Genomic DNA, 26068 nt, shown 5'->3' on the forward strand with positions numbered 1-26068 from the left:
CTTCGTGTCGTACGCGCCCTGTGGGCGTCTTACGGGCGGTTCAGGCGGGCTTGCGGGTGTCCTGGTAGATGCCCGCGGTCACCTTGGCGAAGGACTCCATGTCGGCGTCGGACGCCGAGGTGTTCTCCGCGTTGACGTCGAGCACCATCGCCGCGTCCGTCTCCTCCGCCCAGACACACGCCGGGGCGTAGATCCGGTCGTAGAGCCTGACCACCTCGCACTCCACCGAGGGGCCGTCAGCGCCCTCCGGCTGGAACCGCTTGCGCTTCTCCTCCACCGTGGGGGAGCCGTCGCCGCCCGCGAAGCCCTTGAACATCTCGTCCCGGACCGCCTCCGGGTCCCTGATCTCGCCGTACATCCCGGAGAAGGCGAGCCCCGAGTTGTCGTCGTCCGACCGCTTGTACTGGGCCAGGACCGACGTCGCGCCCTCGGGCATGCTGCCCTGCACGCTGGTGCCCTCGTTGTCGAGGTCGTCGGTGCCCTTGTCCAGCGTGTACGTGCCGTCGTCGAGCGTCTTGGGGGTGACCAGCTTCATCGCCTTCGGGCCGTCGTCGCCGCCGGACAGCACCACGGCGCCGGTGACGATCGCGCCCACCACCACGAGCCCGGCCACCGTCACCGCGATGATCTTGGTGCGGTTGCCGCCCCCGCCGGCCGCGGGCGGCGCGGGGTAGGGCGGCTGGCCGTAGGGACCCGCCTGCTGCTGCGGGTAGCCGTAGCCCTGCGGGGGCTGCTGCGGATAGCCGTAACCCTGAGGCTGCGCGTACGGGTTGGACTCCGCGGGCTGCTGCTGCCCTCCGGCGTACGGATTGGGCTGGGCGCCCCCGTACGGGCTGGGTCCGCCGCCGTAGGGCCCCGGTGGCGGTGGCTGGTTGTGGCTCATGGCTGTGGGGGTCCCCTCCGGATCGGCTGTGGGCTGTGAACTCAGTGGCCCGCTGGGCTACTTGATCTCCACGCGCGCGTCGTTGCGGACCTTCGCGGTGATCTCACCGGCCTCGTCGAGCGACATGCCGTTGCCGGACAGCGCCGCGGCCGCGTCGGAGACGATCACATAGCCCACCGTGCTGTTGTCACCCCACATGCAGATCGGGATCGTGAACCCCTTGCTGGGTATGCCGCTGGAGCTCGAGCCCTCGCCCGGGGTGAACTTGGTGTTCTGGCACTTCATCACGGCGTTCTCGAAGCCGCTGGGCGACACCGACTCCGGGCTGCCCACGAGCTCGGCCTTCATCCCGCTGCCGGTCGAGGAGTCCTTCTCGGCCTCCTGGGCGATCTTCGCGAAGGCGCCGTCGACGACCGCCTCCGGGTCCTTCACCTCGCCCCAGACCCCGTTGAGCTGGAGCTTCTTCACGCTCATGCCCTCGCCGGACTTGTACTCCGCGCTCACCGGCTCGGGGTTGCTGACGCCGAACTTCTCGAAGTCGTCCGCGTCCGAGGAGGTGAGCCCGCCGCCGGAGCCGGAGGACTCCTTGGTGTAGTCGCCGGCCACCGTCTGGGGGGTGGTGAGCTTGTACCGCTTGCCGTCGTCGGCGACCTTACCGCCGCCACCGCCGCCGCTGTCGTCCCCGCCCTGGACCACCAGGACGCCGCCGACGACCGCGGCCACCACGACCACCGCGCCGATCGCGAGCCACAGACCCTTCTTCTTGCCGCCGCCCTGGCCCGGGTCCGGCTGGTACGGGCCCGGCATGCCCGGCTGACCGTACGGCTGCTGCTGGCCGTACGGGTTCGGGGGCTGTCCGTAGGGGCCCGGCTGCCCCTGCGGCTGCCCGGGGTAGCCGTAGCCCGGCTGCGGCGGCTGCGGCGGCTGTCCGTAGGGACCCGGCTGCCCCTGCGGCTGCTGCGGGTAGCCGTAGCCGGGCTGGCCGGCCGCACCACCCTGTCCGTAGGGACCCGGCTGCCCGGGCTGCTGGCCGTAGGGACCCGGCTGCCCGGGCTGCTGGCCGTAGGGGCCCGGCTGGTTGTAGCTCATCTGTATCCCTCGTTGGTGAAACCGCTGTTGTGTTGCCGTTCGCCGGTCGCGGGCTAGCCGTCGATCTCGACGCGCGCGTCCCTGCGCACCTTGGCCGTGAGGCCGGCGGCGTCCTCCAGGGACATACCACCGCCGAGCACCGCGGCCGCCGGGTCCGCCATGACTGTGACGCCCAGGGTGTCCTTGTCGCCCCAGACGCACGCGGGGGCCTCCATGGATCCCTGGTCCGAGGTGAACTTCATGGACTGGCACTTCAGGACGTCCCCGTCGAAGCCGTCCGGGGAGAACGTCCGGGGGCTGCCCTTGGCCTGCGCCGTGCCGTTGTCCTGCAGCGTCTTGACGATGACCGCCAGTGCGAGGTCCGCGCCCCGCGCCGGGTCGGTGACATCGCCCCAGACGCCGGTGAACTTCAGCATCTCCTTACCGGAGGTCTGGTAGTCGGCCGCCACCAGATGCGGGTCCTTGACGACCGGCACCTGCTGGAGGTCCTTGCGGCCCGCCGCGGACAGATCGCTGTCGTCCGTGCCCGAGCCCTGGCGCTCGTAGTCCGCGGCCACGGTCTTGGGCGTGGTCAGCTTGTACGGGCCGCCGCTGCCGCCGCCGAACAGCAGGAACGCCCCCACGCCCAGCGCCCCCACGACCACCACCGCGCCGACCGCGAGAGCCACCTTGCGGCCCTTACCGCGGCCACCGGCGGCCGGTCCCTGGGGCGGCGGTACCTGGGGCCCGCCGTAGTAGCCCGGGCCCTGCTGGGGCACGGGGCCCGGCTGGGGAGGCTGCGGCGGCTGCCCGTAAGGATGCGCGGGCTGAGGATGTCCATAGCCGCCGGACCCGCCGTAGGGGTTCGGCTGACCGTAGCCGCCCTGCGGCTGCCGGCCGTAGCCCGGTGTCTGCGCATATGGATTGGGCACCGGCGGCTGGCCGGCGCCGTACGCCCCTGGCTGGCCCCCATAGGGGCCGGGCTGCGGCGGCGGCTGCTGATGGCTCATGTGCCTCTCCTTATGCGCATGACAGTTCCAAACATCCTTCCCGACGCCTCAGGGCGCCTTGGCCCCGGGGCCACAACGGGTTCGTAACGGAAGGCCGCGGCCCTTTAGACTGCGGTGGTGACCGAGAACTCTTCGCAGCGCCCCACGAGCGGGCCGAACAGCCACCCCGAACTGCCGACCCAGTACGCGCCGGCCGATGTAGAGGGGCCGCTGTACGAGCGCTGGGTAGAGCGCGGTTACTTCGAGGCGGACGCGAAGAGCGACAAAGAGCCCTACACCATCGTCATCCCGCCCCCCAATGTGACCGGCTCGCTCCACCTCGGCCATGCCTTCGAGCACACGATCATCGATGCGCTCACCCGGCGCAAGCGAATGCAGGGCTTTGAGACGCTCTGGCAGCCCGGTATGGACCACGCCGGCATCGCCACGCAGAACGTCGTCGAGCGCGAGCTGGCCAAGGAGGGCGTCTCCCGCCACGACCTGGGCCGCGAGGCGTTCGTCGAGCGCGTCTGGCAGTGGAAGGGCGAGTCCGGCGGCCAGATCTCCGGCCAGATGCGGCGCCTGGGCGACGGCGTCGCCTGGAACCGCGAGCGCTTCACCATGGACGAGGGGCTCTCCAAGGCCGTCCAGACGATCTTCAAGCGGCTCTACGAGGACGAGCTGATCTACCGCGCCGAGCGGATCATCAACTGGTGCCCGCGCTGCCTCACGGCCATCTCGGACATCGAGGTGGAGTACGACGACGATGACGGCGAGCTCGTCTCGATCCGGTACGGCGATCTGGAAGAGGGGGCGGCGCGTAGCGCCTCGGTTGAGGGTGGTGGCGGGCGACGGGCGGGCGGTTCCATCATCGTGGCGACCACCCGCGCCGAGACGATGCTGGGTGACACCGCGGTCGCCGTCCACCCCGACGACGAGCGCTACCGCCACCTGGTCGGCACCGAGATCGAACTGCCGCTCACCGGCCGCCGGATCCCGATCGTCGCCGACGAGCACGTCGACCCCGAGTTCGGCACCGGCGCGGTCAAGGTCACCCCGGCCCACGACCCGAACGACTTCGAGATCGGCCAGCGGCACGGCCTGCCGAACCTGACCGTCATGGACGAGCACGCGGTCATCACCGCCCACGGTCCCTTCCAGGGCCTGGACCGGCTGGAGGCGCGCAGCGCCGTCGTCGGCGCGCTGCGCGCCGAGGGCCGGATCGTCGCCGAGAAGCGCCCGTACACCCACTCCGTGGGCCACTGCTCGCGCTGTAAGACGACCATCGAGCCGCGGCTGTCCATGCAGTGGTGGGTCAAGGTCGGCCCGCTGGCCAAGGCCGCGGGCGACGCGGTCCGCGACGGCCGGGTGAAGATCCACCCGGAGGACATGTCGAAGCGCTACTTCGACTGGGTCGACAACCTCCACGACTGGTGCATCTCGCGCCAGCTCTGGTGGGGCCACCGGATCCCGGTCTGGTACGGGCCGAACGGCGAGGTCGTCTGCGTCGGACCGAACGAGGAGCCGCCGAGCGGCGAGGGCTGGCACCAGGAGACCGATGTCCTGGACACCTGGTTCTCCTCGGGCTTGTGGCCGTTCTCCACGCTGGGCTGGCCCGAGCAGACCGAGAGCCTGGAGAAGTTCTATCCGAACTCGGTGCTGGTCACCGGCTACGACATCCTCTTCTTCTGGGTCGCCCGGATGATGATGATGGGGCTTTACGCGATGGACGGCATCCCGCCGTTCCACACCATCGTGCTGCATGGCATGGTCCGGGACGAGAACGGCAAGAAGATGTCGAAGGCGTTCGGCAATGTCGTCAACCCCCTGGACTGGATGGACCAGTACGGCTCCGACGCGGTCCGCTTCACCCTGGCCCGGGGCGCCAACCCCGGCGTCGACGTCCCGATCGGCGAGGACTGGGTCCAGGCGTCCCGCAACTTCGCCAACAAGATCTGGAACGCGACCCGCTTCGCGCTGATGAACGGCGCGACGGTCGAGGGCGAACTGCCCGCCCCCGAGCGGCTGTCCGCCACCGACCGCTGGATCCTGTCCCGGCTGAACGAGGTCGTCGCCGAGGTCGACGCGTACTACGAGGACTACCAGTTCGCCAAGCTCTCCGACGTCCTCTACCACTTCGCGTGGGACGAGGTCTTCGACTGGTACGTCGAGCTGTCCAAGACCACCTTCGCCAAGGGCGGCGCGGAGGCCGACGCCGCGCGGCGCGTCCTCGGCGAGGTCCTGGACGTCACGCTGCGGCTGCTGCACCCGGTGGTCCCGTTCGTCACCGAGAAGCTGTGGACCTCGCTGACCGGCCAGGAGTCCGTCGTCATCGCGGAGTGGCCCGGCGACAGCGGCTTCCGGGACGAGGCGGCCGAGCGGGAGATCGAGAACCTCCAGCAGGTGGTCACCGAGGTCCGTCGGTTCCGCGCCGACCAGGGCCTCCAGCCCGGTCAGCGGGTCCCGGCGAAGCTGGAGCTGTCCGGCACCTCGCTCGCCGCCCACGAGGACGCCATGCGCTCCCTGCTGCGCCTCCAGCCCGCCGGTGAGGACTTCAAGGCCACCGCCTCGCTGCCGGTCGCGGGCGCGACGGTGGCGCTGGACCTCTCCGGTGCGATCGACGTCGAGGCCGAGCGCAAGCGGCTGGCCAAGGACCTCGCCGCGGCCGAGAAGGACAAGGCGCAGACGACCGCGAAGCTCTCCAACGAGGGCTTCCTGGCCAAGGCCCCCGACCATGTCGTGGAGAAGATCCGCACGCGGCAGGCGACCGCCGAGGCCGATATCGCCCGGATCACCGCCCAGTTGGCGGCCCTCCCCAAGGGCTGACAAGGGTTGACCGAGCGCTGACCGAAAAGCCGGTCGGTACTGATCGCACGAGGCGCCCCCGCTGGATTCCGGCGGGGGCGCTGTGGTGTGTGCGATGTGCCACAGACGCCCGCAGAAGCCGCACAAACGCCGCACAGAGGCCTCACAGCAAAGCCCCACCGGGAACCAAAGACTGCCTTCCGGGAGTTCTCCGGCAGTACGTCCCGGAAGGAGCTCCACCCTCCATGAACAAGCCGCTGCGAAGGGCCTCCATTTTCTCGCTTCTGCTGGTGCTGTCCCTGCTCGCCTGGGCCACCTATGTGCAGCTGGCGAGAGGCGACAGTCTCCGGGACAACTCTCACAACAGCCGTGTGGCCATCTCCCAGTACGCCGGCCCGCTGGGCGACATCCTGGCCGGCGGCAAGCCGATCACCGGCTCGGCCGCCACCGACGGCGACCTGAAGTACAAGCGCACCTACACCGACGGCAAGCTCTGGGCCCCGGTCACCGGCTATGCCTCCCAGTCCTACGGCAGCACCCAGCTGGAGGCCCTGGACCGGCAGGTCCTCGACGGCTCCGACAGTCGGCTGAAGAACCCGCTCGAGGCGGTGACGCGGGAGCGGTCCAAGCCCGGTGATGTGGTCACCACGATCAATCCGGCCGTCCAGAAGGCCGCCTATGAGGGCCTGGGCAACAAGACCGGCGCGGCTGTGGCGCTGGACCCCACGACCGGCGCCGTCCTGGGCCTGGCCAGCACGCCCTCGTACGACCCCGGCAGCTTCGCGGGCTCCTCCACCAAGGACCAGAAGGCGTGGCTCGCGCTGCAGAAGGACGAGAAGCAGCCGATGCTGAACCGCGCGCTGCGCCAGACGTACCCGCCGGGCTCCACCTTCAAGGTCCTGGTCGCCACCGCGGCGCTGGAGAACGGGCTGTACTCGTCGGTGGACGAGCCGACCAAGAGCCCGGATCCGTACCGGCTGCCGGGCACGGTCACCGATATGCACAACGAGAACAGGTCGGCGCCCTGTAAGAACGCGACGATACGCACCGCCCTGGAGTACTCGTGCAACACGGTCTTCGCGAAGATGGCCGTGGACCTGGGCCAGTCCAAGGTGTCGGCGCAGGCCGAGAAGCTGGGCTTCGACGACTCCAAGCTGGACATCCCGGTGCGCGCCTCGAAGAGCCTGTACCCGAGCGGGATGAACGACTCGCAGACGGCCCTGAGCGGTATGGGCCAGTTCGATGTGACGGCGACTCCACTGCAGATGGCGATGGTCTCCTCGGCCATCGCGAACGACGGCAAGCTGATGACCCCGTACGAGGTCGACCGCACCACGGACGGCAGCGCCTCCGCCCTGGACAGTAACCAGGGCAAGACCTACGGCGAGGCGATGTCCAAGCACACCGCGTCCGAGCTGCAGTCCGCGATGCGGACGGTGGTGGACCAGGGCACCGGGACCAACGCGAAGATCCCAGGGGTGACGGTGGGCGGCAAGACCGGCACCGCCCAGCACGGTGAGAACAACAGCGCCAACCCCTACGCGTGGTTCATCAGCTACGCGGACGCCGGCAACGGCCACAAGGTCGCGGTCGCGGTGGTGGTCGAGGACAGCGACGCGGCCCGCGCCGACATCTCCGGCGGCGGCCTGGCGGGGCCGATCGCGAAGTCGATGATGAAGGCCGCATTGGCCGATACCGGGTCGTGACCCGGTGGATGGCGCTGGCCCGGCTTGTCACCCCTGCCTCGTAGACTGGTCGGCGTGAGCGAGGAGCGCCCCCAGAACGAGTCCGACGAGTTCGAAGAGATCGTCGAAGCCGAGACCGACCGCGACCCCGATCTGGCGGTGATCGAGGCCGGTAGCCGGACGCTGCGTGCGCAGTCCGGGCCACCGCAGGGGGACGGCATTCCCTCCCGCCCGGCCGACCCGGAGGTGGACCGCGCCCTGCGCGAGGTGGAGGGCGAGCTGGCCAAGCGCTGGCCGGAGACCAAGCTGGACCCGTCGCTGGTGCGCATCGAGTCGCTGATGGACATCCTCGGCTCGCCGCAGCGGGCCTATCCCTCGATCCACATCACCGGCACGAACGGCAAGACCAGCACCGCCCGTATGGTCGAGTCGCTGCTGGGCGCCTTCGAGCTGCGCACCGGCCGCTACACGAGCCCCCATGTCCAGTCGATCACCGAGCGGATCAGCCTGGACGGGGCGCCGATCTCCGCCGAGCGGTTCATCGAGACGTACCAGGACATCCAGCCGTATATCGACATGGTCGACGCCCAGCAGGAGCACCGGCTGTCCTTCTTCGAGGTGCTCACCGGGATGGCGTACGCGGCCTTCGCGGACGCGCCCGTGGACATCGCGGTGGTCGAGGTCGGCATGGGCGGCTCGTGGGACGCCACCAATGTGGTCGACGCGGGCGTCGCGGTGATCATGCCGATCTCGCTGGACCACACCGACCGGCTGGGCACCACTCCGGAGCAGATCGCCACGGAGAAGGCGGGCATAGTGAAGCAGGACGCCACCGTGGTGCTCGCGCAGCAGCCGGTGGAGGCGGCCTCCGTGGTGCTCAAGCGCGCCGTCGAGGTGGACGCCACGGTCGCCCGTGAGGGCATGGAGTTCGGTGTGCTCTCCCGGGAGGTGGCGGTCGGCGGTCAGCTGCTGACCCTGCGCGGCCTCGGCGGGGAGTACCCCGATGTCTTCCTCCCGCTGCACGGCGCCCACCAGGCGCATAACGCGGCGATGGCGCTGGCCGCCGTCGAGGCGTTCTTCGGCATCGGCTCCCAGCACGCCCGCACGCTCGACATCGACACGGTCCGCACCGCCTTCGCCTCCGTGACCTCGCCGGGCCGGATGGAGGTCGTGCGCCGCAGCCCCACCGTGGTGCTGGACGCCGCGCACAACCCCGCGGGCGCCCGCGCGGCGGCCGAGGCGGTCACCGAGTCCTTCGACTTCAGCCGGCTGGTCGGCGTGGTCGGGGCGAGCGCCGACAAGGATGTGCGCGGTCTGCTGGAGGCCTTCGAGCCGATCTTCGCCGAGGTCGTGGTGACCCGCAATTCCAGCCATCGCTCGATGGACCCGGACGAGCTGGCCGCGATCGCCGTCGAGGTCTTCGGCCCCGACCGGGTCCAGGTCGAGCCGCGGCTGGACGACGCCCTGGAGGAAGCCATCACCCTGGCGGAGGAAGAGGGCGAATACGCCGGAGCGGGTGTTCTGGTGACCGGGTCGGTGATCACGGTCGGCGAGGCCCGGCTGCTTCTGGGAAGGGGCTGATATGCGAACGCTGTGCGCGTCCACCCTCATCGGTGAGTTCTTTGTGATCGGCTTCGCCGGGCTGGTCGCGATGAAGACGTCCGGGCTGTCGATGGGCACCGTCTGGACGGTCAGCGGGATCGCCATGGCGCTGTGTGTGCTGCTGTGCGGGATGCTGAGCCGTCCGGGCGCGGTGCAGATCGGCTGGGCCCTGCAGATCGGCCTGGTGCTGAGCGGCTTCGTGGTGACCACCATGTTCGTCCTCGGGGTGGTCTTCGCCGCGCTGTGGTGGGCCTCGGTCCACTTCGGCCGTAAGGTCGACGAGGCGAAGGCGCGGTTCGCCGCGGCCTCGGCCGCCTCGCCTGACACTGCGTGACGTGGCCCTCGTTCACCCATGTAGCCTCTGCCTCACAGCGCCACCCGCACGCCATTTCCCAAAGGAGCCCGCACCGTGAGCCAGCGCACGCTCGTCCTTCTCAAGCCCGACGCCGTCCGACGCGGTCTGGTGGGCGAGATTCTGGGACGGATCGAGAAGAAGGCGGGCTGGACGATCACCGCCCTCGAGCTGCGTCAGCTGGACCGTGAGGTCCTGGAGCAGCACTACGCCGAGCATGTCGGCAAGCCCTTCTACGAGCCCCTGATGGAGTTCATGGCCTCCGCTCCGGCCGTGGCGCTGGTCGTCGAGGGCGAGCGGGTCATCGAGGGCGTCCGGGCGCTGGCCGGGCCGACCGACCCGATCGCCGCCGCGCCCGGGTCCATCCGTGGCGATTTCGGCACCATCGTTCGGGAAAATCTGATCCATGCCTCGGACTCGGAGGAGTCCGCCGAACGGGAAATCAAGATTTTCTTTCCCGGGCTCGCCTGATCTGGACCCCAGCGGTACTGATCGGCCATCAGTTTGATCATCAGCTTGCCACACCCCTGCTGACCTGGGGGCGGCCGAATTGCCCGGCCGCCCTTCGGCATATGCGAGCCGTTCGGGGGAACGCATCTCCGCGACACGACGTCACCATTAGAGGAGGCGGGGTCGTGTTCTGCTGACAATGGCGGAGGACCCCCGCAGCGTGTTCGAGCGGGCGTGACTACGATGAAGCTTCCGCGCCTCGCAGCGCACACCCATCCTGCCGATCTCTAGCAAGCAATCGCTCCAGCAGGGAAGGCCTGACGTATCCTCATGGGGAACAACATGTCGTTCATCGGCCGTGACATGGCTGTCGACCTCGGGACCGCCAACACGCTGGTGTACGTCAGGGGCCGCGGGATCGTCCTCAACGAGCCATCCGTCGTCGCCATCAACACCAACACGGGCGGAATTCTCGCCGTGGGCGCCGAGGCGAAGAAGATGATCGGCCGCACCCCTGGCAACATCGTCGCTGTGCGTCCGCTCAAGGACGGCGTTATCGCCGACTTCGAGATCACCGAGCGGATGTTGCGGTACTTCATCCTGAAAATTCATAAGCGCCGCTATCTCGCCCGGCCCCGTGTGGTCGTCTGTGTGCCGTCCGGTATCACCGGAGTCGAGCGTCGTGCCGTCATCGAGGCGTCCACCCAGGCGGGCGCCCGCCAGGTGCACATCATCGAGGAGCCCATGGCCGCGGCCATCGGTTCCGGCCTTCCGGTCCACGAGGCCACCGGCAACATGGTCGTGGACATCGGCGGCGGCACCACCGAGGTCGCCGTCATCTCGCTGGGCGGCATCGTCACCGCGCAGTCCATCCGGGTGGCGGGCGATGAGCTGGACAACGCGATCATCCAGCACATCAAGAAGGAGTACAGCCTGCTGCTCGGCGAGCGCACCGCCGAGAACATCAAGATCACCATCGGCTCCGCCTTCGAGAGCGATGAGGAGGAGCACACCGAGATCCGCGGCCGTGACCTCGTCAGCGGCCTCCCCAAGACCGTCGTGATCTCGGCCGCCGAGGTCCGCAAGGCCATGGAGGAGCCGGTCAACTCGATCGTCGACGCCGTCAAGACCACCCTCGACAAGTGCCCCCCGGAGCTCTCCGGCGACGTCATGGACCGCGGCATCGTGCTCACCGGCGGCGGTGCGCTGCTGCGCGGCCTGGATGAGCGGCTGCGCCAGGAGACCGGGATGCCGATCCATATCGCCGAGGACCCGCTGGACTCCGTCGCGCTCGGATCCGGCAAGTGCGTGGAGGAGTTCGAGGCGCTCCAGCAGGTGCTGGACGCCCAGCCCCGCAGATGACAATCCGGCGAACCGGCCGTGCGGGTGGTTGGCTGCCCGTGCGGCGGAACGCTGATATACAGGCATAAGGCTCCCCAGGACCGGCCGGTCACCACATCACCGGCACCGGTCCGACTTCGACGAGGAAGGCACGTCGCCGCACGTGAGGGACACACGAGAGAGCCGGCTGCTCCTGGTGCTGCTGGTCGCCATCGCGTTCGCGCTGATCACGGTGGATATCCGCGGCGGCGAGGACTCACCCCTCGACGGCGCCCGTCAGGCCGCCGCTTCCGTCTTCGGGCCCGTGGAGGACGGCGTCGCGTCCGCCGTCGACCCGGTCGGCAACGCCGTCGCGGCCGTACGGGAATCGGGCGACCGGCACGACCGGGTCCGCCGCCTGGAGGAAGAGAACACCAAACTCAAGCAAAAGCTCGGCAACGACTCCCGGAACCGCGCCCGCTCGGCCGAGCTCGACAAGCTGCTCAAGACCGCGGGCGCCGGCCAGTACGGCATCAAGGGCGCCCAGGTCATCGGCATCGGCGCCGCCCAGGGCTTCTCCTGGACCGTCACCCTCGACATCGGCAGCAACGACGGCATCCGCCGCGACATGACCGTCATCAACGGCGACGGGCTGGTCGGCCGGGTCACCACCGTCGGCTCCTCGACGGCGACCGTGCTGCTCGCCATCGACCCGGACTTCACCGTCGGCACCCGTATGGAGGGGGCGGGCGAGCTCGGCTTCGCCACCGGGCGCGGCGACCGCTCGCTCCATGTCCAGCTCCTCAACGGCAAGGCCCGGATCAAGCAGGGCGACCGGATGGTCACCTTCGGCTCCCAGGCGGACAAGCCGTTCGTCCCCGGAGTCCCGGTGGGCAAGGTCGTGCGCGTCGACCCCACCGGAGGGGATCTCACCCGCACGCTTCAAGTGCGCCCGTACGTGCGGTTCAGCAAGCTGGACATCGTCGGGGTCGTCGTCCAGCCGCCGCGCGGCAACCCGCGTGACACCGTGCTGCCGCCCAAGCCCGCGAAGCCCAAGCCGACGCCCACGGTCACCGTCACGGCCAACCCCTCCGCCACCGCCACGAGCCCGGCCGCCAACAGGAGCTGACCGATGCTGCACCTCAACCGGATCGTCCTGTCGACCTGCCTGGTGGTCTTCGCCCTCGTCGTCCAGATCTGCGTGCTGGCCCGGCTCCAACTGCCCGGCGCCGTCCCGGACCTGCTGCTGCTCGTCGTGCTCGGCCTCGCGCTCGTCTACGGCCACACCGGCGGTGCGCTCATCGGCTTCGCCGCGGGCCTGCTCGCCGACCTCGCCCCGCCCGCCGACCACGCGGTCGGCCGCTATGCCCTGGTGCTCTGTGTCATCGGCTATCTGGCGGGGCTCGCCAAGCCGGAGTCCGGCCAGCTCAGGTCGGCCACCGGGCCGATGCTGGTGGTCGTGGCGGCCGCCATCGGCGCCACGCTGCTGTACGCCGGGGTCGGCATCCTCGTCGGCGACGACGCGGCCCGTCAGGTGGGCCTGGGCAAGCTGCTGTTCACCGCGGCCCTCTACGACCTGCTGCTGGCGCCCTTCACGGTGCCGCTGATCATGGGGCTCGCCAGACGGGGTGAGAACGATCCGATGGCCGACAGCGCGGGCGGCGGCGGTGAGAGCCCGTCCCGCTGGATCAGCACGGCGGGTGGCGTCAGCACCGGCCGGATCGGCCGGATGAGCCGGCTGAGGCGTCCGGGCCGGGCGGCCCGGATCGGCAGCCAGCGCGGCGGGCTGCTGGCCCGCACCGGGAAGAACAGGACGGCTCGCATCAAGGGGGTCAAGCGCCTGTGAGCACCACCCTCCCCTCGCCCGCCGCCCTGCCCTCCGCCGTCGCCGTTCGTCCTCTCGTCGCCCACCACCGCCCTCAGGGGATGCCATGAGTAATATCCCCGAGACCGGACGGACCCCCCGGGTCACCATCCGGCTCGTCGGCCTCCAGATCCTGGTCTTCTCGCTGCTGCTGACCCTCGGCGGGCGCCTGTGGTACCTGCAGATCCGCAACGGCGACGAGTACACCGCCGAAGCCGCCAACAACCACGTCCAGCAGGTCGTCCACCCCGCCGTGCGCGGCTCCATACTGGACGCCCGCGGGGTGCCGCTCGCCGACAACGAGACCCGTCTGGTCGTCTCCGCCAGCCGCACCGAGCTGATGAAGATGCCGGACGACGGCAAGGCCGCCCTCACCCGCCTGGCCGACGTCCTGGGCATGAAGCCCAAGGACGTCATGGACAAGGTCCGGCTGTGCGACGCCAAGACCCCGCAGCCGTGCTGGAACGGCTCCCCGTACCAGCCCATCCCGATCACGGACGAGGCCAGTGCCAAGCAGGCGCTGCAGATCCGCGAGCGCGAAGAGGACTTCCCCGGCATCAGCGCCGAGCCCACCGCCGTGCGCCGCTACGCCGCTCCGGCCGGTTCCAACGCCGCCCAGGTGCTCGGCTATCTCTCCCCGGTCACCGATGAGCAGGTGAAGGAGGCCGAGCACACCAAGTCGCCGCTGCTCCGCTCGGACCAGGTCGGCAGCAACGGCCTCGAGCGCCAGTACGACAGCGAGCTGCGCGGCAAGGCCGGGGTGACCCGCTATGAGGTCGACAACCTCGGCCGTGTCATCGGTCAGCGGGAGAGCCAGCGGGCCCGTCCCGGCGACAACGTCGTCACCAGCATCGACTCGCGCGTCCAGTCGGTCGCGGAGAAGGAGCTGGAGCAGGCGATGCGGGACGCCCGCAAGCAGCACGACCGGAACACCGGCACCAACTACAAGGCGGACTCCGGCGCGGTCGTGGTCATGGAGGCCAAGACCGGCCGGGTGGTGGCCATGGCGTCCAACCCGACGTACGACCCCAACGCCTGGGTCGGCGGCATCTCCGGCAAGGACTACAAGCAGCTCACCGGCAAGAAGTCCAACTACCCGCTGCTCAACCGGGCGATCCAGGGCCAGGCGGCCCCCGGCTCGATCTTCAAGGTCGTCCCGACGACCGCCGCGATCAACGCCGGCTACTCCTTCAACGGACCGTATCCCTGCACCAGCTCGTTCAACATCGGCAGCCAGGTCTTCAAGAACTTCGAGTCCGAGAACTACGGCGGGATCAGCCTCGGCCGCGCGCTGGAGGTCTCCTGCGACACCGTCTTCTACCACCTGGCCTACGAGCAGTGGAAGAAGGACGGCGGCAACAAGCCCAAGAAGAAGCCGGGGGACTGGTTCTACCGGACCGCCCACCAGTTCGGCCTCGGTAAGGAGACCGGCATCGACCTCCCCAACGAGGTCACCGGCCGGGTCCCGGACCGCCAGTGGAAGAAGGACTACTGGAAGGCCAACAAGGACGCCTGGTGCAAGACCGGTAAGAAGGACGGGAACTACGGCCAGCGGATCGCCTACGAGAACTGCCTCGAGGGCATGAAGATGCGCGCCGGTGACTCCGTGAACTACTCCATCGGCCAGGGCGACACCCTCGTCACCCCGATCCAGATGGCCACCATCTACTCGGCCATCAGCAACGGCGGAACGCTCTACAACCCCACCATCGGCAAGGCGATCGTCAGCCCCGACGGCAAGGACGTCCGGGAGATCAAGCCGGAGTCGCACGGCAAGCTGCCGATGAAGGGCCAGACCCGCGACAAGATCGACAGCGCGCTCGCGGGCGTCGCCACCCGGGGCACCGCCGCCTGGCGGTTCCAGGGCTGGCCGCAGGACAAGATCCCGATGCACGCCAAGACCGGTACCGCGGAGGTCTACGGCAAGCAGACCACCTCGTGGTTCGCGACGTACACCAAGGACTACTCGATCGTCATGACGATCTCCCAGGGCGGTACCGGCTCCGGCGCCTCAGGCCCGGCCGTGCGCAAGATCTACAACGCGCTGTACGGGGTCGACGCCAAGGGCGGCATCGACAAGAAGAAGGCGCTGCTGCCCCAGCCGCAGCCCAACCTGCCGAAGATCTCCTCGGACGGCTCCATCGAGCCCCAGCCCCTGGGCAAGCAGTTCGAGGCGGCTTCCCGTGAGCGGCGGCGGGGAGGGGATTCGTGAGCGACGCACGCGCGGCCGCCGGGTCGCAGACGATGACGAAGGCCGCACCTCTGCGCCGCGCGGGCGACAGTGACATGAGCCGCTGCCGCGGCGGGGCGAACAGGAGGCAGCGGTGAGCGCGTCCACGCACGGATACTCCGTCCGCCGGTTCACCCCTGAGCGCGGCGCCTGGAGCAAGCTCATGGCGCGCGACTCCCTCGTGCGCCGCCTCGACTGGGTGCTGCTGCTCACCGCGCTGGCCCTGTCCGCGATCGGCGCGGCGCTCGTCTACTCCGCCACCCGCAACCGCACCGAGCTCAACCAGGGCGATCCGTACTACTTCCTGGTCCGGCACGCCCTCAACACCGGCATCGGGCTGCTGCTCGCCATCGGCACCGTCTGGCTGGGCCATCGCACCCTGCGCGGCGCGGTCCCGGTCCTCTACGGCCTGTCGGTCGTCCTCGTCCTCGCCGTGCTCACCCCGCTGGGCTCGACGATCAACGGGGCGCACGCATGGATCGTGGTCGGCGGCGGATTCTCCCTGCAGCCGGGTGAGTTCGCCAAGATCACGATCATCCTGGGCATGGCGATGCTGCTGGCCGCGCGCGTGGACGCGGGTGACCGGCTCAACCCCGACCACCGCACCGTCGTCCAGTCGCTCGGCCTGGCCGCACTGCCCATCGCGATCGTGCTGCTGATGCCGGACCTCGGCTCGGTGATGGTCATGGCGGTGATCGTGCTCGCTGTGCTGCTCGCCTCCGGCGCGTCCAACCGCTGGATCGCCGGGCTGATCCTGACGGCCGTGGTCGGCGCGCTGCTCATCTGGCAGCTGCACGTCCTCGACCAGTACCAGATCGACCGCTTCGCCGCGTTCGCCAACCCCGCGCTCGACCCGGCCGGGGTCGGCTACAACACCAATCAGGCGCGGATCGCGATCGGCTCGGGCGGTCTCACCGGTAAGGGGCTCTTCCACGGCACCCAGACCACCGGTCAGTTCGTCCCCGAGCAGCAGACCGACTTCGTCTTCACGGTCGCGGGGGAGGAGCTCGGCTTCCTCGGCGCGGGCCTGATCATCGTGCTGCTGGGGGTCGTGCTGTGGCGCGCCTGCCGGATCGCGCGCGACACCACGGAGCTGTACGGGACCGTCGTCGCGGCCGGGATCATCGCCTGGTTCGCCTTCCAGTCGTTCGAGAACATCGGGATGACGCTGGGCATCATGCCGGTGGCCGGTCTGCCGCTGCCGTTCGTCTCCTACGGCGGAACCTCGATGTTCGCCGTCTGGATCGCGATCGGGCTGCTGCAGTCCATCCGGGTGCAGAGGCCCGTCTCCGCTTAGGGCTGATTGGCCCGAGTTCGGGTACGTGACACCACATGGTGGACACGAAGCAGGAGATAGAACGCAAGTACGAGGCCACCGCCGAAGAAGCCGGTCCGTCCGGGCGACCCGACCTGCCGGGTCTGCCCGAACTGACCGGGGCGGGTCCGGTCGCGACCGTGGTGAGCCGCGGTGTCGCGACCCTGGAGGCCACCTACTACGACACCCCCGGGCGACGGCTGCTGGCCGACGGCATCACCCTGCGCCACCGCACCGGCGGCGCCGACGAGGGCTGGCATCTGAAGCTGCCCGTCGGCCAGGACACCCGCGAGGAGCTGCAGGCGCCGCTCGGTACCGAGGTGCCCGCCGAGATGGCCGCGCTGCTGCGCTCGCGGGTCCGCCACGATCCGCTGCGCCCGCTCGCCCATCTGCACACCGAGCGGGACCGCAAGGACCTGGTGGACGCCGATGGCACCGTGCTCGCCGAGGTGGCCGTCGACCGCGTGACGGCCCGGCGGCTGGCGCCGGAGGAGAGCGAGCCGGTGCGGTGGACCGAGGTCGAGGTCGAGCTCGCCGAGGGCCGGGGCCACGATCAGCGGCTGCTCGACGCGGTCGAGGGGCGGCTGCGCGACGGCGGTCTGCACCGCGCCGACAGCCCCTCCAAGCTCGCCAAGGCCCTGGCCGAGACGGAGAAGGTCGCGGTCGCGGTCGAGACCGGCGGAGGCGGGCCCGGCCGGTCCGCCAAGCCCGGGAAGCCCGCGAAGAGCGCCCGTCAGGTCGAGGAGGCCGCGTCGGCGGTCCGGCGGCCGCTCGGCGCCGACGATGTCGTCCTGGACTACGTACGCCGTCAGATCGACGCCATGGTGCGGCTCGACCCCGCCGTGCGCAGGGACCTGCCGGACGCGGTGCACCGGATGCGGGTCGCCACCCGCCGGCTGCGCAGCGCCTTCCGCTCCTACCGCAAGGTCCTGGACCGTACGGTGACCGATCCGATCGGCGACGAGCTGAAGTGGCTGGCCGGTGAGCTCGGCCTGGAGCGCGACCGCGAGGTGCTCACCGAGCACCTCGAAGGCCGTCTCGCCGAGCTGCCGGACGACCTCCGGCTCGGCCCGGTGCCGGCCCGGCTGCAGCACTGGTCGCAGGGGCGGCGCGAGGGCGCCCGCGCGGCCGTCCTGGGCGCGCTGGACAGCGAGCGCTATCTCACGCTCCTGGACACCCTCGACGCCCTGGTGGCCGCTCCGCCGCTGCGCCCCGCCGCCGCGAAGCCGGCCGCGCCGGTGGTCGTGGGGGCCGTGCTGCGCGACTACGAGCGGCTCGCCACCCGTATGACCACCGCCCTGGAGACGCCGCCGGGGACGGACCGCGACGTCGCCGTCCATCAGGCCCGTAAGGCCGCCAAGCGCGTCCGCTACGCCGCCGAGACGGCCCGGCCCGCGCTCGGCAAGCCCGCCAAGAAGTTCGCCCGCCGTATGCAGGCCGTACAGGACGTGCTCGGCGACCACCAGGACAGCGTCGTCGTGCGCGAGGCGCTGCAGGCGCTGGCCACCCAGGCCCATGGCGCGGGGGAGAGCGACTTCACCTTCGGCCTGCTGTACGGCAGGGAGGAGGCGCGGGCCGCCGCCCGCGAGCGCGAGCTGCCCGGTCTGTGGGCCGATGTCTCCCGCAAGAAGCACCGGGCGGCCCTGGAGGCATAGCTCCGTGGCGAGGGAGTCCGGCGCGGCAGGTACGCTAGAGGGTCACCCCTGTCAGCTTCACGAAAGTCCGCGATGTCTGTCGAGTCGGTCTTCCCACAGCTCGAGGCCCTGCTGCCGCATGTGCAGAAGCCCATCCAGTACGTAGGTGGCGAGCTCAATTCCACTGTCAAGCCGTGGGAGAGCTGCGACGTCCGCTGGTCGCTCATGTACCCGGACGCCTACGAGGTCGGTCTCCCCAACCAAGGCGTCATGATCCTTTATGAGGTCCTCAACGAGCGCGAGGGCGTGCTCGCCGAGCGCACCTACAGCGTGTGGCCGGACCTCGAGGAGCTGATGCGCGAGCACAAGGTGCCGCAGTTCACCGTGGATTCGCACCGCCCGGTGTCCGCGTTCGACTTCCTCGGCGTCTCCTTCTCCACCGAGCTGGGGTACACCAACCTGCTCACCGCGCTCGACCTGGCGGGCATCCCGCTGGACGCCCGGGACCGCACCGAGGACCACCCCGTCGTGGTCGCGGGCGGCCACGCCGCGTTCAACCCGGAGCCGATCGCCGACTTCATCGACTGCGCGGTGATCGGCGACGGTGAGCAGGCCGTGCTCGACATGACCGCGATCCTCCGCGACTGGAAGGCCGAGGGCCGCCCGGGCGGCCGCGACGAGCTGCTCTTCCGCCTCGCCCGCACCGGCAGCGTCTACGTCCCGAAGTTCTACGACGTGGAGTACCTGGCCGACGGGCGGATCGCGCGCGTCGTGCCGAACCGCTCGGGCGTGCCGTGGCGGGTGTCCAAGCACACCGTCATGGACCTCGACGAGTGGCCCTACCCGAAGCAGCCGCTGGTGCCGCTGGCCGAGACCGTCCATGAGCGGATGTCGGTGGAGATCTTCCGCGGCTGCACCCGCGGCTGCCGCTTCTGCCAGGCGGGCATGATCACTCGCCCGGTGCGCGAGCGGTCGATCACCGGAATCGGCGAGATGGTCGACAAGGGGCTGAAGGCCACCGGCTTCGAGGAGGTCGGCCTGCTGTCGCTCTCCTCCGCCGACCACACCGAGATCGGCGACATCGCCAAGGGCCTCGCCGACCGGTACGAGGAGGACAAGATCGGCCTGTCCCTCCCGTCGACCCGGGTGGACGCCTTCAACATCGACCTCGCCAACGAGCTGACCCGCAACGGGCGCCGTTCGGGCCTCACCTTCGCCCCCGAGGGCGGCAGTGAGCGCATCCGTAAGGTCATCAACAAGATGGTCTCCGAAGAGGACCTCATCCGTACGGTGGCCACCGCGTACGGCAACGGCTGGCGGCAGGTGAAGCTGTACTTCATGTGCGGTCTGCCCACCGAGACCGACGACGATGTGCTGCAGATCGCCGACATGGCGACCAAGGTCATCGCCAAGGGCCGCGAGGTGTCCGGCAAGAACGACATCCGCTGCACCGTCTCGATCGGTGGTTTCGTCCCCAAGCCGCACACCCCCTTCCAGTGGGCCCCGCAGCTGAGCGCCGAGGAGACCGACGCCCGGCTGGAGAAGCTGCGCGAGAAGATCCGCGGCGACAAGAAGTACGGCCGCTCGATCGGCTTCCGCTACCACGACGGCAAGCCCGGCATCGTCGAGGGTCTGCTCTCGCGCGGCGACCGCCGGGTGGGCGCGGTCATCCGCGCCGTCTATGAGGATGGCGGCCGCTTCGACGGCTGGCGTGAGCACTTCTCGTACGACCGGTGGATGGAGTGCGCCGAGCGGGCCCTGCCCCAGTTCGGCCTCGACCTCGACTGGTACACCACGCGCGAGCGCACCTACGAGGAGGTCCTGCCCTGGGACCACCTCGACTCGGGCCTCGACAAGGACTGGCTGTGGGAGGACTGGCAGGACTCGCTCGACGAGACCGAGGTCGACGACTGCCGCTGGACCCCCTGCTTCGACTGCGGCGTCTGCCCGCAGATGCAGACCGAGATCCAGATCGGCCCCACCGGCCGGAAGCTGCTGCCGCTGTCGGTGAAGTAGCCGTCGGTGACGTAGCCGTCCGGCGGCCCTCCGTCACCGGGGGGCTCACAAAGTAGGCTGGAAGAGACCGGGGCCCCGCGGCCCTGGTGCTCGACCGCAAGAAAGCACAAGGAGACAGTCCCCTGGGCAAGCGACAGCCCGAAGGCCCGCCGCCCGCTCCCGCGGTGCAGCGCATCCGTTTGCGTTACACCAAGCGCGGCCGCCTCCGGTTCACCAGCCACCGCGACTTCCAGCGCGCCTTCGAGCGGGCGCTGCGCCGCGCCGAGGTGCCGATGGCCTACTCGGCGGGCTTCACCCCGCATCCGAAGGTGTCCTACGCCAATGCCGCACCCACCGGCACCGGCAGCGAGGCGGAGTACCTGGAGATCCAGCTGACCGAGGCGCGCGACCCCGAGAAGCTCCGGGCGCTGCTCAACGAGTCGCTGCCCGCGGGGCTCGATGTGATCGAGTCCGTGGAGGCCCGCACCTCGGGGCTTGCCGACCGGCTGCAGGCCTCCGTATGGGAGATCCGGCTCGACCAGGTCGCCCGGGCGGACGCCGAGCGTGCCGCCGCCGCCTTCCTCGAGGCCGACACGGTCGAGGTGGAGCGCCGGACGAAAAACGGGTTGCGAACCTTCGACGCCCGTGCGGCGGTGGCCCGGCTGGAGGTGCTTCCGCCCCGGGGCGATAGGCCCGGAGACGCTGGCTGTGCGATACTGCGGCTGGTGGTACGGCATCTGACACCTGCCGTGCGACCCGACGACGTCCTGTCCGGTCTCCGCGCTACGGCCGACCTGGCGCCGCCGGTCCCCGCAGCGGTGACCAGGCTGGCGCAGGGGCTGCTCGATGAGGAGTCCGGCACGGTGACCGACCCGCTCGCGCCCGATCGCGAGGCAGTTCAGGCCGCCCCAACCACGGCCGCCGAGCTGACCGCCGCGATGGCGCCGGGAGGTTCCGCGTAGGGCCGCCGTCGATGCGCCGCCGATGCACTTGGGAGCCACCCGGGTCCGGCTGGCGCACTGACCAGGAGACTTTCGCCGGTCCCGACACATTCGGTCCCGGTGAGCGAGACGACAGCTCCCGTGCGGCGACCGCGCCCCGGGCGGCGGCAGACGCGCACAGTGCGCGGGTTGCCGGCCGGAGGCAGGCGCGGCGCCCGGGAGCGTGACGGGAGAAACGCCCGCATGCTCGAACCAATTGAGCCGACCCAACCTGTCCAGCCCCTTGAGCCGTCCGCGCCGCGTGCCGCGGCGCCCGGGGATCCCATCGAGAGCACGCCCAGCGACACCCTGCCGCCGCGCCGCCGCCGTGCGGCCTCCCGCCCGGCAGGACCGCCGGTCGGCGGAGTGAGCGGCGCCGAGGTCACCACGCCCTCGTCGCCGGCCATACCGGCCGATCAGATCGTCGCCATCGCCGCGTCCGAGGCCGCTTCCGAGCCCGTCGCCGCCGGTGCCGCCGTGGTCACCGCGAGCGGATCCGCATCCGGGTCCGACACCGAATCCGCCGCTCCGCCCGCCCGTGCGCGGCGTCGGGTGGCGCGCAAGGCGACGGCTCCGGCGGGTTCGCCGGAGGCCGCGGAGACCGTGGTGACGGCCGATGCCGGCCGTGGCGGCGAGGAGCCCCGGGCCGCCGCCGAGCCCGTGGCGGAGGCCGCCCCCGAGGCCGCTCCGCCCGCCCGTACGCGCCGCCGTGCGACCCGTAAGGCGACCGCCCCGGCGGGTGCGCCCGCGGAGGCCGCGGCGCCGGAGCAGGCCAGCGAACCCGAGCGGGCCGAGGAGCCTACGGCGGCTCCGGAGGCCGAGGCGGAGACCGCGCCCGCGGCCCCTGCCCGTACGCGCCGCCGTGCGAGCCGTAAGGCCACGGCCCCCGCGGGCCCGCCGCAGGCGGAGGCCGCCGACGCGGACGCGTCGTCTGCGGCGGCCGCTGGTGGCAGTGGTGACGAGGCCACGGCCCCAGCCGCAGTCGCAGCCGATGCCCCGGCCGACGATGCCCCGGCCGACGAGGCGCCGCGCACCCGTGCGCGTCGTCGTGCGGCCCGTAAGGCGACCGCTCCGGCGGGTGCGCCCGCGGAGGCGGAGGCCGTGGAGCCGACAGAGCCCGATGAGGCCGTGGAGGCCGCCGAGGCCCAGGCCGAGGCGGAGACCGTGCCCCCGGCGCCCGCCCGTACCCGCCGCCGTGCGAGCCGTAAGGCCACCGCCCCCGCCGGAGCGCCCGCGGAGGCCGAGGCCGCCGAGGAGCCCGCCGCCGAGCAGCGGGGCGAGAGCGCCGAGGAGCCCGCCGGTGCGCCGGCCGAGGAGGCGCCGCGCGGCCGCGCCCGCCGCCGCGCCACCCGGGGCAGCACCGCCGAGGAGCCGGGCAGCGCTCCGGAGCCGCAGGCCGCCGAGGCCGAGGCCCCGGCCGCCGAGGCCGAGCCGGAGCCCGCGCCCCGTTCGCGGCGCCGGGCGGTCCGCCCGCCGACGGCCGTGTTCCAGGCGCCGGTCTTCACCGAGCCGGTCTTCCAGACGCCGGAGAGCGCCGCCGCCGAGGCCGCCGCCGCGCTGGAGGAGCCCGAGGAGGAGGAAGAGGAGCAGACGGTGGCCGAGGAGACCACCGAGGTCGTCGAGCCCGAGGTGACCACCGGCCGCCGTCGGCGCCGCCGCCGTGGCGGTGAGCCCGCCGAGGAGCAGCCGGAGACAGAGGCCGCCGAGCCCGAGGCCGCCGAGGCCGAGTCCGGTCAGCCCGAGGGCGAGCACGGCGATGAGGAGCAGGGCGACCGTCCGGCCCGTCGCCGCCGCCGTGGCGGGCGGCGTCGCCGCCGGGGCGAGGCCGCCGAGGGCGAGGGTGCCGAGGGGCGCTCCGAGACCGAGACCGGTGAGCGCTACGAGGACGAGTCGTCCGCCGAGGGCGAGGGCGACGAGGAGCAGGGCGAGGGCCGGGACGAGGCGGACGCCGAGGCCGGTGAGCACGGCGGCTCCGGCAGCACCAGCAGCCGTCGTCGCCGTCGGCGCCGCCGTCGCAGCGGTGACGCGGTCGAGGCGGAGGCGGGCGGTGACGACCCGGAGCGTACGGTCGTCAAGGTCCGCGAGCCCCGGGAGCCCCGTGAGCGGCGCGGCAAGGAGTCCGAGTCCGGCGCCGACGAGGTGCAGTCGATCAAGGGATCGACGCGTCTCGAGGCCAAGAAGCAGCGCCGTCGCGAGGGCCGTGAGCAGGGCCGACGCCGCGTTCCGATCATCACCGAGGCCGAGTTCCTGGCCCGCCGCGAGGCGGTCGAGCGGGTCATGGTCGTCCGGCAGAACGGCGACCGTACCCAGATCGGCGTGCTGGAGGACAACGTCCTCGTCGAGCACTTCGTGAACAAGGAGCAGGCGACCAGCTACGTCGGCAACGTCTACCTGGGCAAGGTCCAGAACGTGCTGCCGTCGATGGAGGCCGCCTTCGTCGACATCGGCAAGGGCCGCAACGCCGTGCTGTACGCGGGCGAGGTGAACTTCGAGGCGCTGGGGCTCTCCAACGGGCCGCGCCGCATCGAGACCGCCCTGAAGTCCGGCCAGTCCGTCCTGGTGCAGGTCACCAAGGACCCGATCGGCCACAAGGGCGCCCGGCTGACCAGCCAGGTCTCCCTCCCGGGCCGCTATCTGGTCTATGTGCCCGAGGGCTCGATGACCGGCATCAGCCGCAAGCTGCCCGACACCGAGCGGGCGCGGCTGAAGCAGATCCTCAAGAAGATCGTCCCCGAGGACGCGGGCGTGATCGTCCGCACCGCCGCCGAGGGGGCGAGCGAGGACGAGCTGTCCCGCGACGTCGCCCGGCTGCAGGCGCAGTGGGAAGAGATCAAGAAGAAGTCGAAGAGCGGCAACGCCCCGTCGCTGCTCTACGGCGAGCCCGACATGACCGTCCGGGTCGTCCGCGACATCTTCAACGAGGACTTCTCCAAGGTCATCGTCAGCGGTGACGACGCCTGGGAGACCATCCACGGCTATGTCTCGCATGTGGCCCCCGACCTCGCCGACCGGCTCCAGAAGTGGACCTCGGACGTCGACGTCTTCGCCACCTACCGGATCGACGAGCAGCTGATGAAGGCGCTGGACCGCAAGGTCTGGCTGCCCAGCGGCGGCTCGCTGGTGATCGACCGGACCGAGGCGATGGTCGTCATCGACGTCAACACCGGCAAGTTCACCGGCCAGGGCGGCAACCTGGAGGAGACGGTCACCAGGAACAACCTGGAGGCGGCCGAGGAGATCGTGCGCCAGCTGCGGCTGCGCGACCTCGGCGGCATCATCGTGATCGACTTCATCGACATGGTGCTGGAGTCCAACCGCGATCTGGTGCTGCGCAGGCTGCTGGAGTGCCTGGGCCGGGACCGTACGAAGCACCAGGTGGCGGAGGTCACCTCGCTCGGCCTGGTCCAGATGACCCGTAAGCGGGTCGGCCAGGGGCTGCTGGAGTCCTTCTCCGAGTCCTGTGTGCACTGCAACGGCCGCGGCGTGATCGTCCACATGGACCAGGCGTCGGCCGCCGGCGGCGGTGGCGGCAAGCGCAAGAAGAAGAAGTCGGCCGGTGCCGCCCAGCAGCCGGCCGAGCAGGAGCAGGCCGCCGTGGCCGAGGCCGAGCCGGAGGACGTCACCGAGGCGGCGGCCGAGATCGTGGCGGAGGCCACCCAGCCGAAGCGGGAGCCCGAGCCGGTCTTCGCCGCCGACGAGGAGCTGTACAGCAGCGCCGCGGAGGCCGAGGCCGCCGCGACCCGTGGCCGTACGCGCCGCCGTGCCACCCGTAAGGCGTCCGCCCCGGCGGGTGCCCCGAAGGCCGCCAAGGAGCCGGAGGGCTCGGTGGTCGTGGTGGCCGACGAGCCGAAGGAGGCGCCCGAGGCGGAGCCGGAGGCGGTCGCCGAGGCCCCCGCTCCCGTCGAGGAGCCGGAGTCCGCGGCCCCGCTGGAGGCCGTTCCCGCGCCGCGTACGCGCCGTCGGGTGACCCGTAAGGTGACCGCCCCCGCGGGCTCGCCCACGGGCTCCGAGGAGGCGGCCGTGGTGGTCGTGAGCGGGTCTTCGGCGGAGTCGGAGCCCGAGCCGAAGGCGGAGGCGGCGCCCGAGGGCGAGGCCGAGCCCGAGGCGCCGGCGAAGAAGACCGCCCGTAAGGCGGCCGCCAAGAAGGCCCCCGCCAAGAAGACGGCGGCCAAGAAGACCGCCGAGAAGAAGACGGCGGCGAAGAAGACGGCGGCCAAGAAGACCACGGCGAAGAAGACGACCGCCAAGAAGACGGCGACGAAGAAGACCGCCGCGGCGGAGCAGCAGACTCCGCAGTCGGTCTCGGCCGCCGCCGACGACTGACCCGGCCCTACGGCCGACCGGGGGCACCCTGCCACGTGGCAGGGTGCCCCTCCGGGCTCTGGTAGCCTTAACCTTCGGCGTCTATACGCCAAACCCCTGAGCACATCCCTTCCGCTTCGCCGGAAGAGGCCGTTCGGCCGATGGTGAATCGCATGAATCCCTCGGTTGTCACGACCCCCCGTGGGCCGTGTTGGGCGGCTGGCATCAGAGGTCCTGATTTCTAGCGAGAGAGTGAGAACCGCGTGTACGCAATCGTGCGCACCGGCGGCCGCCAGCAGAAGGTGGCCGTGGGCGATGTCATCGAGGTCGACCGTCTGGCCAGCAGCAAGGTCGGCGACACCGTCGAGCTCTCGACTCTGCTCGTTGTCGACGGCGATGCCGTCACCAGCGACCCGTGGGTGCTGGCCGGCGTGAGGGTTCACGCCGAGGTCGTCGATCACCACAAGGGTGAGAAGATCGACATCCTGAAGTACAAGAACAAGACCGGTTACCGGAAGCGGATCGGCCACCGCCAGCTGCACACCGCGCTGAAGATCACCGGCATCGACTCGGCTGCGAAGTAAGGGACTGAGG

General features: G+C 70.8%; 18 protein-coding genes. 15 read left to right on the plus strand and 3 right to left on the minus strand.

Features of this window, described 5'->3' with window-relative positions; all coding sequences use genetic code 11:
* Positions 1 to 40: 40 nt before the first annotated feature.
* Genes J8403_RS28145 through J8403_RS28155 form a run of 3 tightly spaced genes read right to left on the minus strand, consistent with a single transcriptional unit; the run spans position 41 to position 2961 of the window.
* Complete coding sequence (locus tag J8403_RS28145) at positions 41 to 883, minus strand: hypothetical protein (protein WP_211125611.1); 843 nt, start codon at positions 881 to 883, stop codon at positions 41 to 43.
* A gap of 57 nt (positions 884 to 940) precedes the next feature.
* Positions 941 to 1972 (minus strand): hypothetical protein, encoded by a 1032-nt coding sequence (locus tag J8403_RS28150; RefSeq protein WP_211125612.1) that lies wholly within the window; start codon positions 1970 to 1972, stop codon positions 941 to 943.
* A gap of 53 nt (positions 1973 to 2025) precedes the next feature.
* Positions 2026 to 2961, minus strand: coding sequence for a hypothetical protein (locus J8403_RS28155; RefSeq protein ID WP_211125613.1), 936 nt, complete (start codon positions 2959 to 2961; stop codon positions 2026 to 2028).
* A gap of 117 nt (positions 2962 to 3078) precedes the next feature.
* Here J8403_RS28155 and J8403_RS28160 point away from each other — a divergent pair, with 117 nt between their 5' ends.
* From J8403_RS28160 to rplU, 15 genes are all read left to right on the plus strand, one after another.
* Positions 3079 to 5766, plus strand: coding sequence for a valine--tRNA ligase (locus J8403_RS28160; protein ID WP_211125614.1), 2688 nt, complete (start codon positions 3079 to 3081; stop codon positions 5764 to 5766).
* A gap of 224 nt (positions 5767 to 5990) precedes the next feature.
* On the plus strand, positions 5991 to 7451 hold the full coding sequence (locus J8403_RS28165; protein WP_211125615.1) for a peptidoglycan D,D-transpeptidase FtsI family protein: 1461 nt from the start codon (positions 5991 to 5993) through the stop codon (positions 7449 to 7451).
* A 54-nt stretch (positions 7452 to 7505) separates the two neighbouring features.
* Complete coding sequence (gene folC, locus J8403_RS28170; protein WP_211125616.1) at positions 7506 to 9011, plus strand: bifunctional tetrahydrofolate synthase/dihydrofolate synthase; 1506 nt, start codon at positions 7506 to 7508, stop codon at positions 9009 to 9011.
* A gap of 1 nt (position 9012) precedes the next feature.
* Positions 9013 to 9366: a DUF4233 domain-containing protein gene (locus J8403_RS28175; RefSeq protein ID WP_137965755.1), complete on the plus strand. Its 354-nt coding sequence runs from the start codon at positions 9013 to 9015 to the stop codon at positions 9364 to 9366.
* 75 nt (positions 9367 to 9441) lie between these two features.
* On the plus strand, positions 9442 to 9855 hold the full coding sequence (gene ndk / locus J8403_RS28180) for a nucleoside-diphosphate kinase (RefSeq protein ID WP_211125617.1): 414 nt from the start codon (positions 9442 to 9444) through the stop codon (positions 9853 to 9855).
* A gap of 321 nt (positions 9856 to 10176) precedes the next feature.
* Positions 10177 to 11196, plus strand: coding sequence for a rod shape-determining protein (locus J8403_RS28185; RefSeq protein WP_059145736.1), 1020 nt, complete (start codon positions 10177 to 10179; stop codon positions 11194 to 11196).
* A gap of 142 nt (positions 11197 to 11338) precedes the next feature.
* Positions 11339 to 12283, plus strand: a complete 945-nt coding sequence (gene mreC, locus J8403_RS28190) for a rod shape-determining protein MreC (RefSeq protein ID WP_211125618.1) — start codon at positions 11339 to 11341, stop codon at positions 12281 to 12283.
* Positions 12284 to 12289: 6 nt separating this feature from the next.
* On the plus strand, positions 12290 to 13000 hold the full coding sequence (gene mreD / locus J8403_RS28195; protein ID WP_211128458.1) for a rod shape-determining protein MreD: 711 nt from the start codon (positions 12290 to 12292) through the stop codon (positions 12998 to 13000).
* 85 nt (positions 13001 to 13085) lie between these two features.
* Positions 13086 to 15230: a penicillin-binding protein 2 gene (mrdA, locus tag J8403_RS28200; protein ID WP_211125619.1), complete on the plus strand. Its 2145-nt coding sequence runs from the start codon at positions 13086 to 13088 to the stop codon at positions 15228 to 15230.
* Positions 15231 to 15411: 181 nt separating this feature from the next.
* Entirely contained in the window at positions 15412 to 16545 is a 1134-nt protein-coding gene (gene rodA / locus J8403_RS28205; RefSeq protein ID WP_246586385.1) for a rod shape-determining protein RodA, read from the plus strand.
* A gap of 35 nt (positions 16546 to 16580) precedes the next feature.
* Positions 16581 to 18218: a CYTH and CHAD domain-containing protein gene (locus tag J8403_RS28210; protein WP_211125621.1), complete on the plus strand. Its 1638-nt coding sequence runs from the start codon at positions 16581 to 16583 to the stop codon at positions 18216 to 18218.
* A 72-nt stretch (positions 18219 to 18290) separates the two neighbouring features.
* Positions 18291 to 20213, plus strand: coding sequence for a TIGR03960 family B12-binding radical SAM protein (locus J8403_RS28215; RefSeq protein ID WP_211125622.1), 1923 nt, complete (start codon positions 18291 to 18293; stop codon positions 20211 to 20213).
* Between the two features lie 164 nt (positions 20214 to 20377).
* Positions 20378 to 21154 (plus strand): TIGR03936 family radical SAM-associated protein, encoded by a 777-nt coding sequence (locus J8403_RS28220; RefSeq protein WP_211125623.1) that lies wholly within the window; start codon positions 20378 to 20380, stop codon positions 21152 to 21154.
* Positions 21155 to 21376: 222 nt separating this feature from the next.
* On the plus strand, positions 21377 to 25495 hold the full coding sequence (locus J8403_RS28225; protein WP_246586019.1) for an Rne/Rng family ribonuclease: 4119 nt from the start codon (positions 21377 to 21379) through the stop codon (positions 25493 to 25495).
* Between the two features lie 242 nt (positions 25496 to 25737).
* Complete coding sequence (rplU, locus tag J8403_RS28230; protein WP_211125624.1) at positions 25738 to 26058, plus strand: 50S ribosomal protein L21; 321 nt, start codon at positions 25738 to 25740, stop codon at positions 26056 to 26058.
* Positions 26059 to 26068 lie beyond the last annotated feature (10 nt).

Origin of the sequence: Streptomyces yatensis, assembly GCF_018069625.1 — a bacterium.
In the GTDB taxonomy this organism is placed as follows: domain Bacteria; phylum Actinomycetota; class Actinomycetes; order Streptomycetales; family Streptomycetaceae; genus Streptomyces; species Streptomyces yatensis.

Bases quoted from the DNA above. Each gene is read 5' to 3' on its own strand.
- J8403_RS28175 (WP_137965755.1), top strand. From the start codon at position 9,013: ATGCGAACGCTGTGCGCGTCCACCCTCATCGGTGAGTTCTTTGTGATC.
- J8403_RS28225 (WP_246586019.1), top strand. From the start codon at position 21,377: ATGCTCGAACCAATTGAGCCGACCCAACCTGTCCAGCCCCTTGAGCCG.
- rodA (WP_246586385.1), top strand. From the start codon at position 15,412: ATGGCGCGCGACTCCCTCGTGCGCCGCCTCGACTGGGTGCTGCTGCTC.
- J8403_RS28145 (WP_211125611.1), bottom strand. From the start codon at position 883: ATGAGCCACAACCAGCCACCGCCACCGGGGCCCTACGGCGGCGGACCC.
- J8403_RS28155 (WP_211125613.1), bottom strand. From the start codon at position 2,961: ATGAGCCATCAGCAGCCGCCGCCGCAGCCCGGCCCCTATGGGGGCCAG.
- mrdA (WP_211125619.1), top strand. From the start codon at position 13,086: ATGAGTAATATCCCCGAGACCGGACGGACCCCCCGGGTCACCATCCGG.
- J8403_RS28150 (WP_211125612.1), bottom strand. From the start codon at position 1,972: ATGAGCTACAACCAGCCGGGCCCCTACGGCCAGCAGCCCGGGCAGCCG.
- J8403_RS28165 (WP_211125615.1), top strand. From the start codon at position 5,991: ATGAACAAGCCGCTGCGAAGGGCCTCCATTTTCTCGCTTCTGCTGGTG.
- J8403_RS28215 (WP_211125622.1), top strand. From the start codon at position 18,291: ATGTCTGTCGAGTCGGTCTTCCCACAGCTCGAGGCCCTGCTGCCGCAT.
- J8403_RS28185 (WP_059145736.1), top strand. From the start codon at position 10,177: ATGTCGTTCATCGGCCGTGACATGGCTGTCGACCTCGGGACCGCCAAC.
- J8403_RS28210 (WP_211125621.1), top strand. From the start codon at position 16,581: ATGGTGGACACGAAGCAGGAGATAGAACGCAAGTACGAGGCCACCGCC.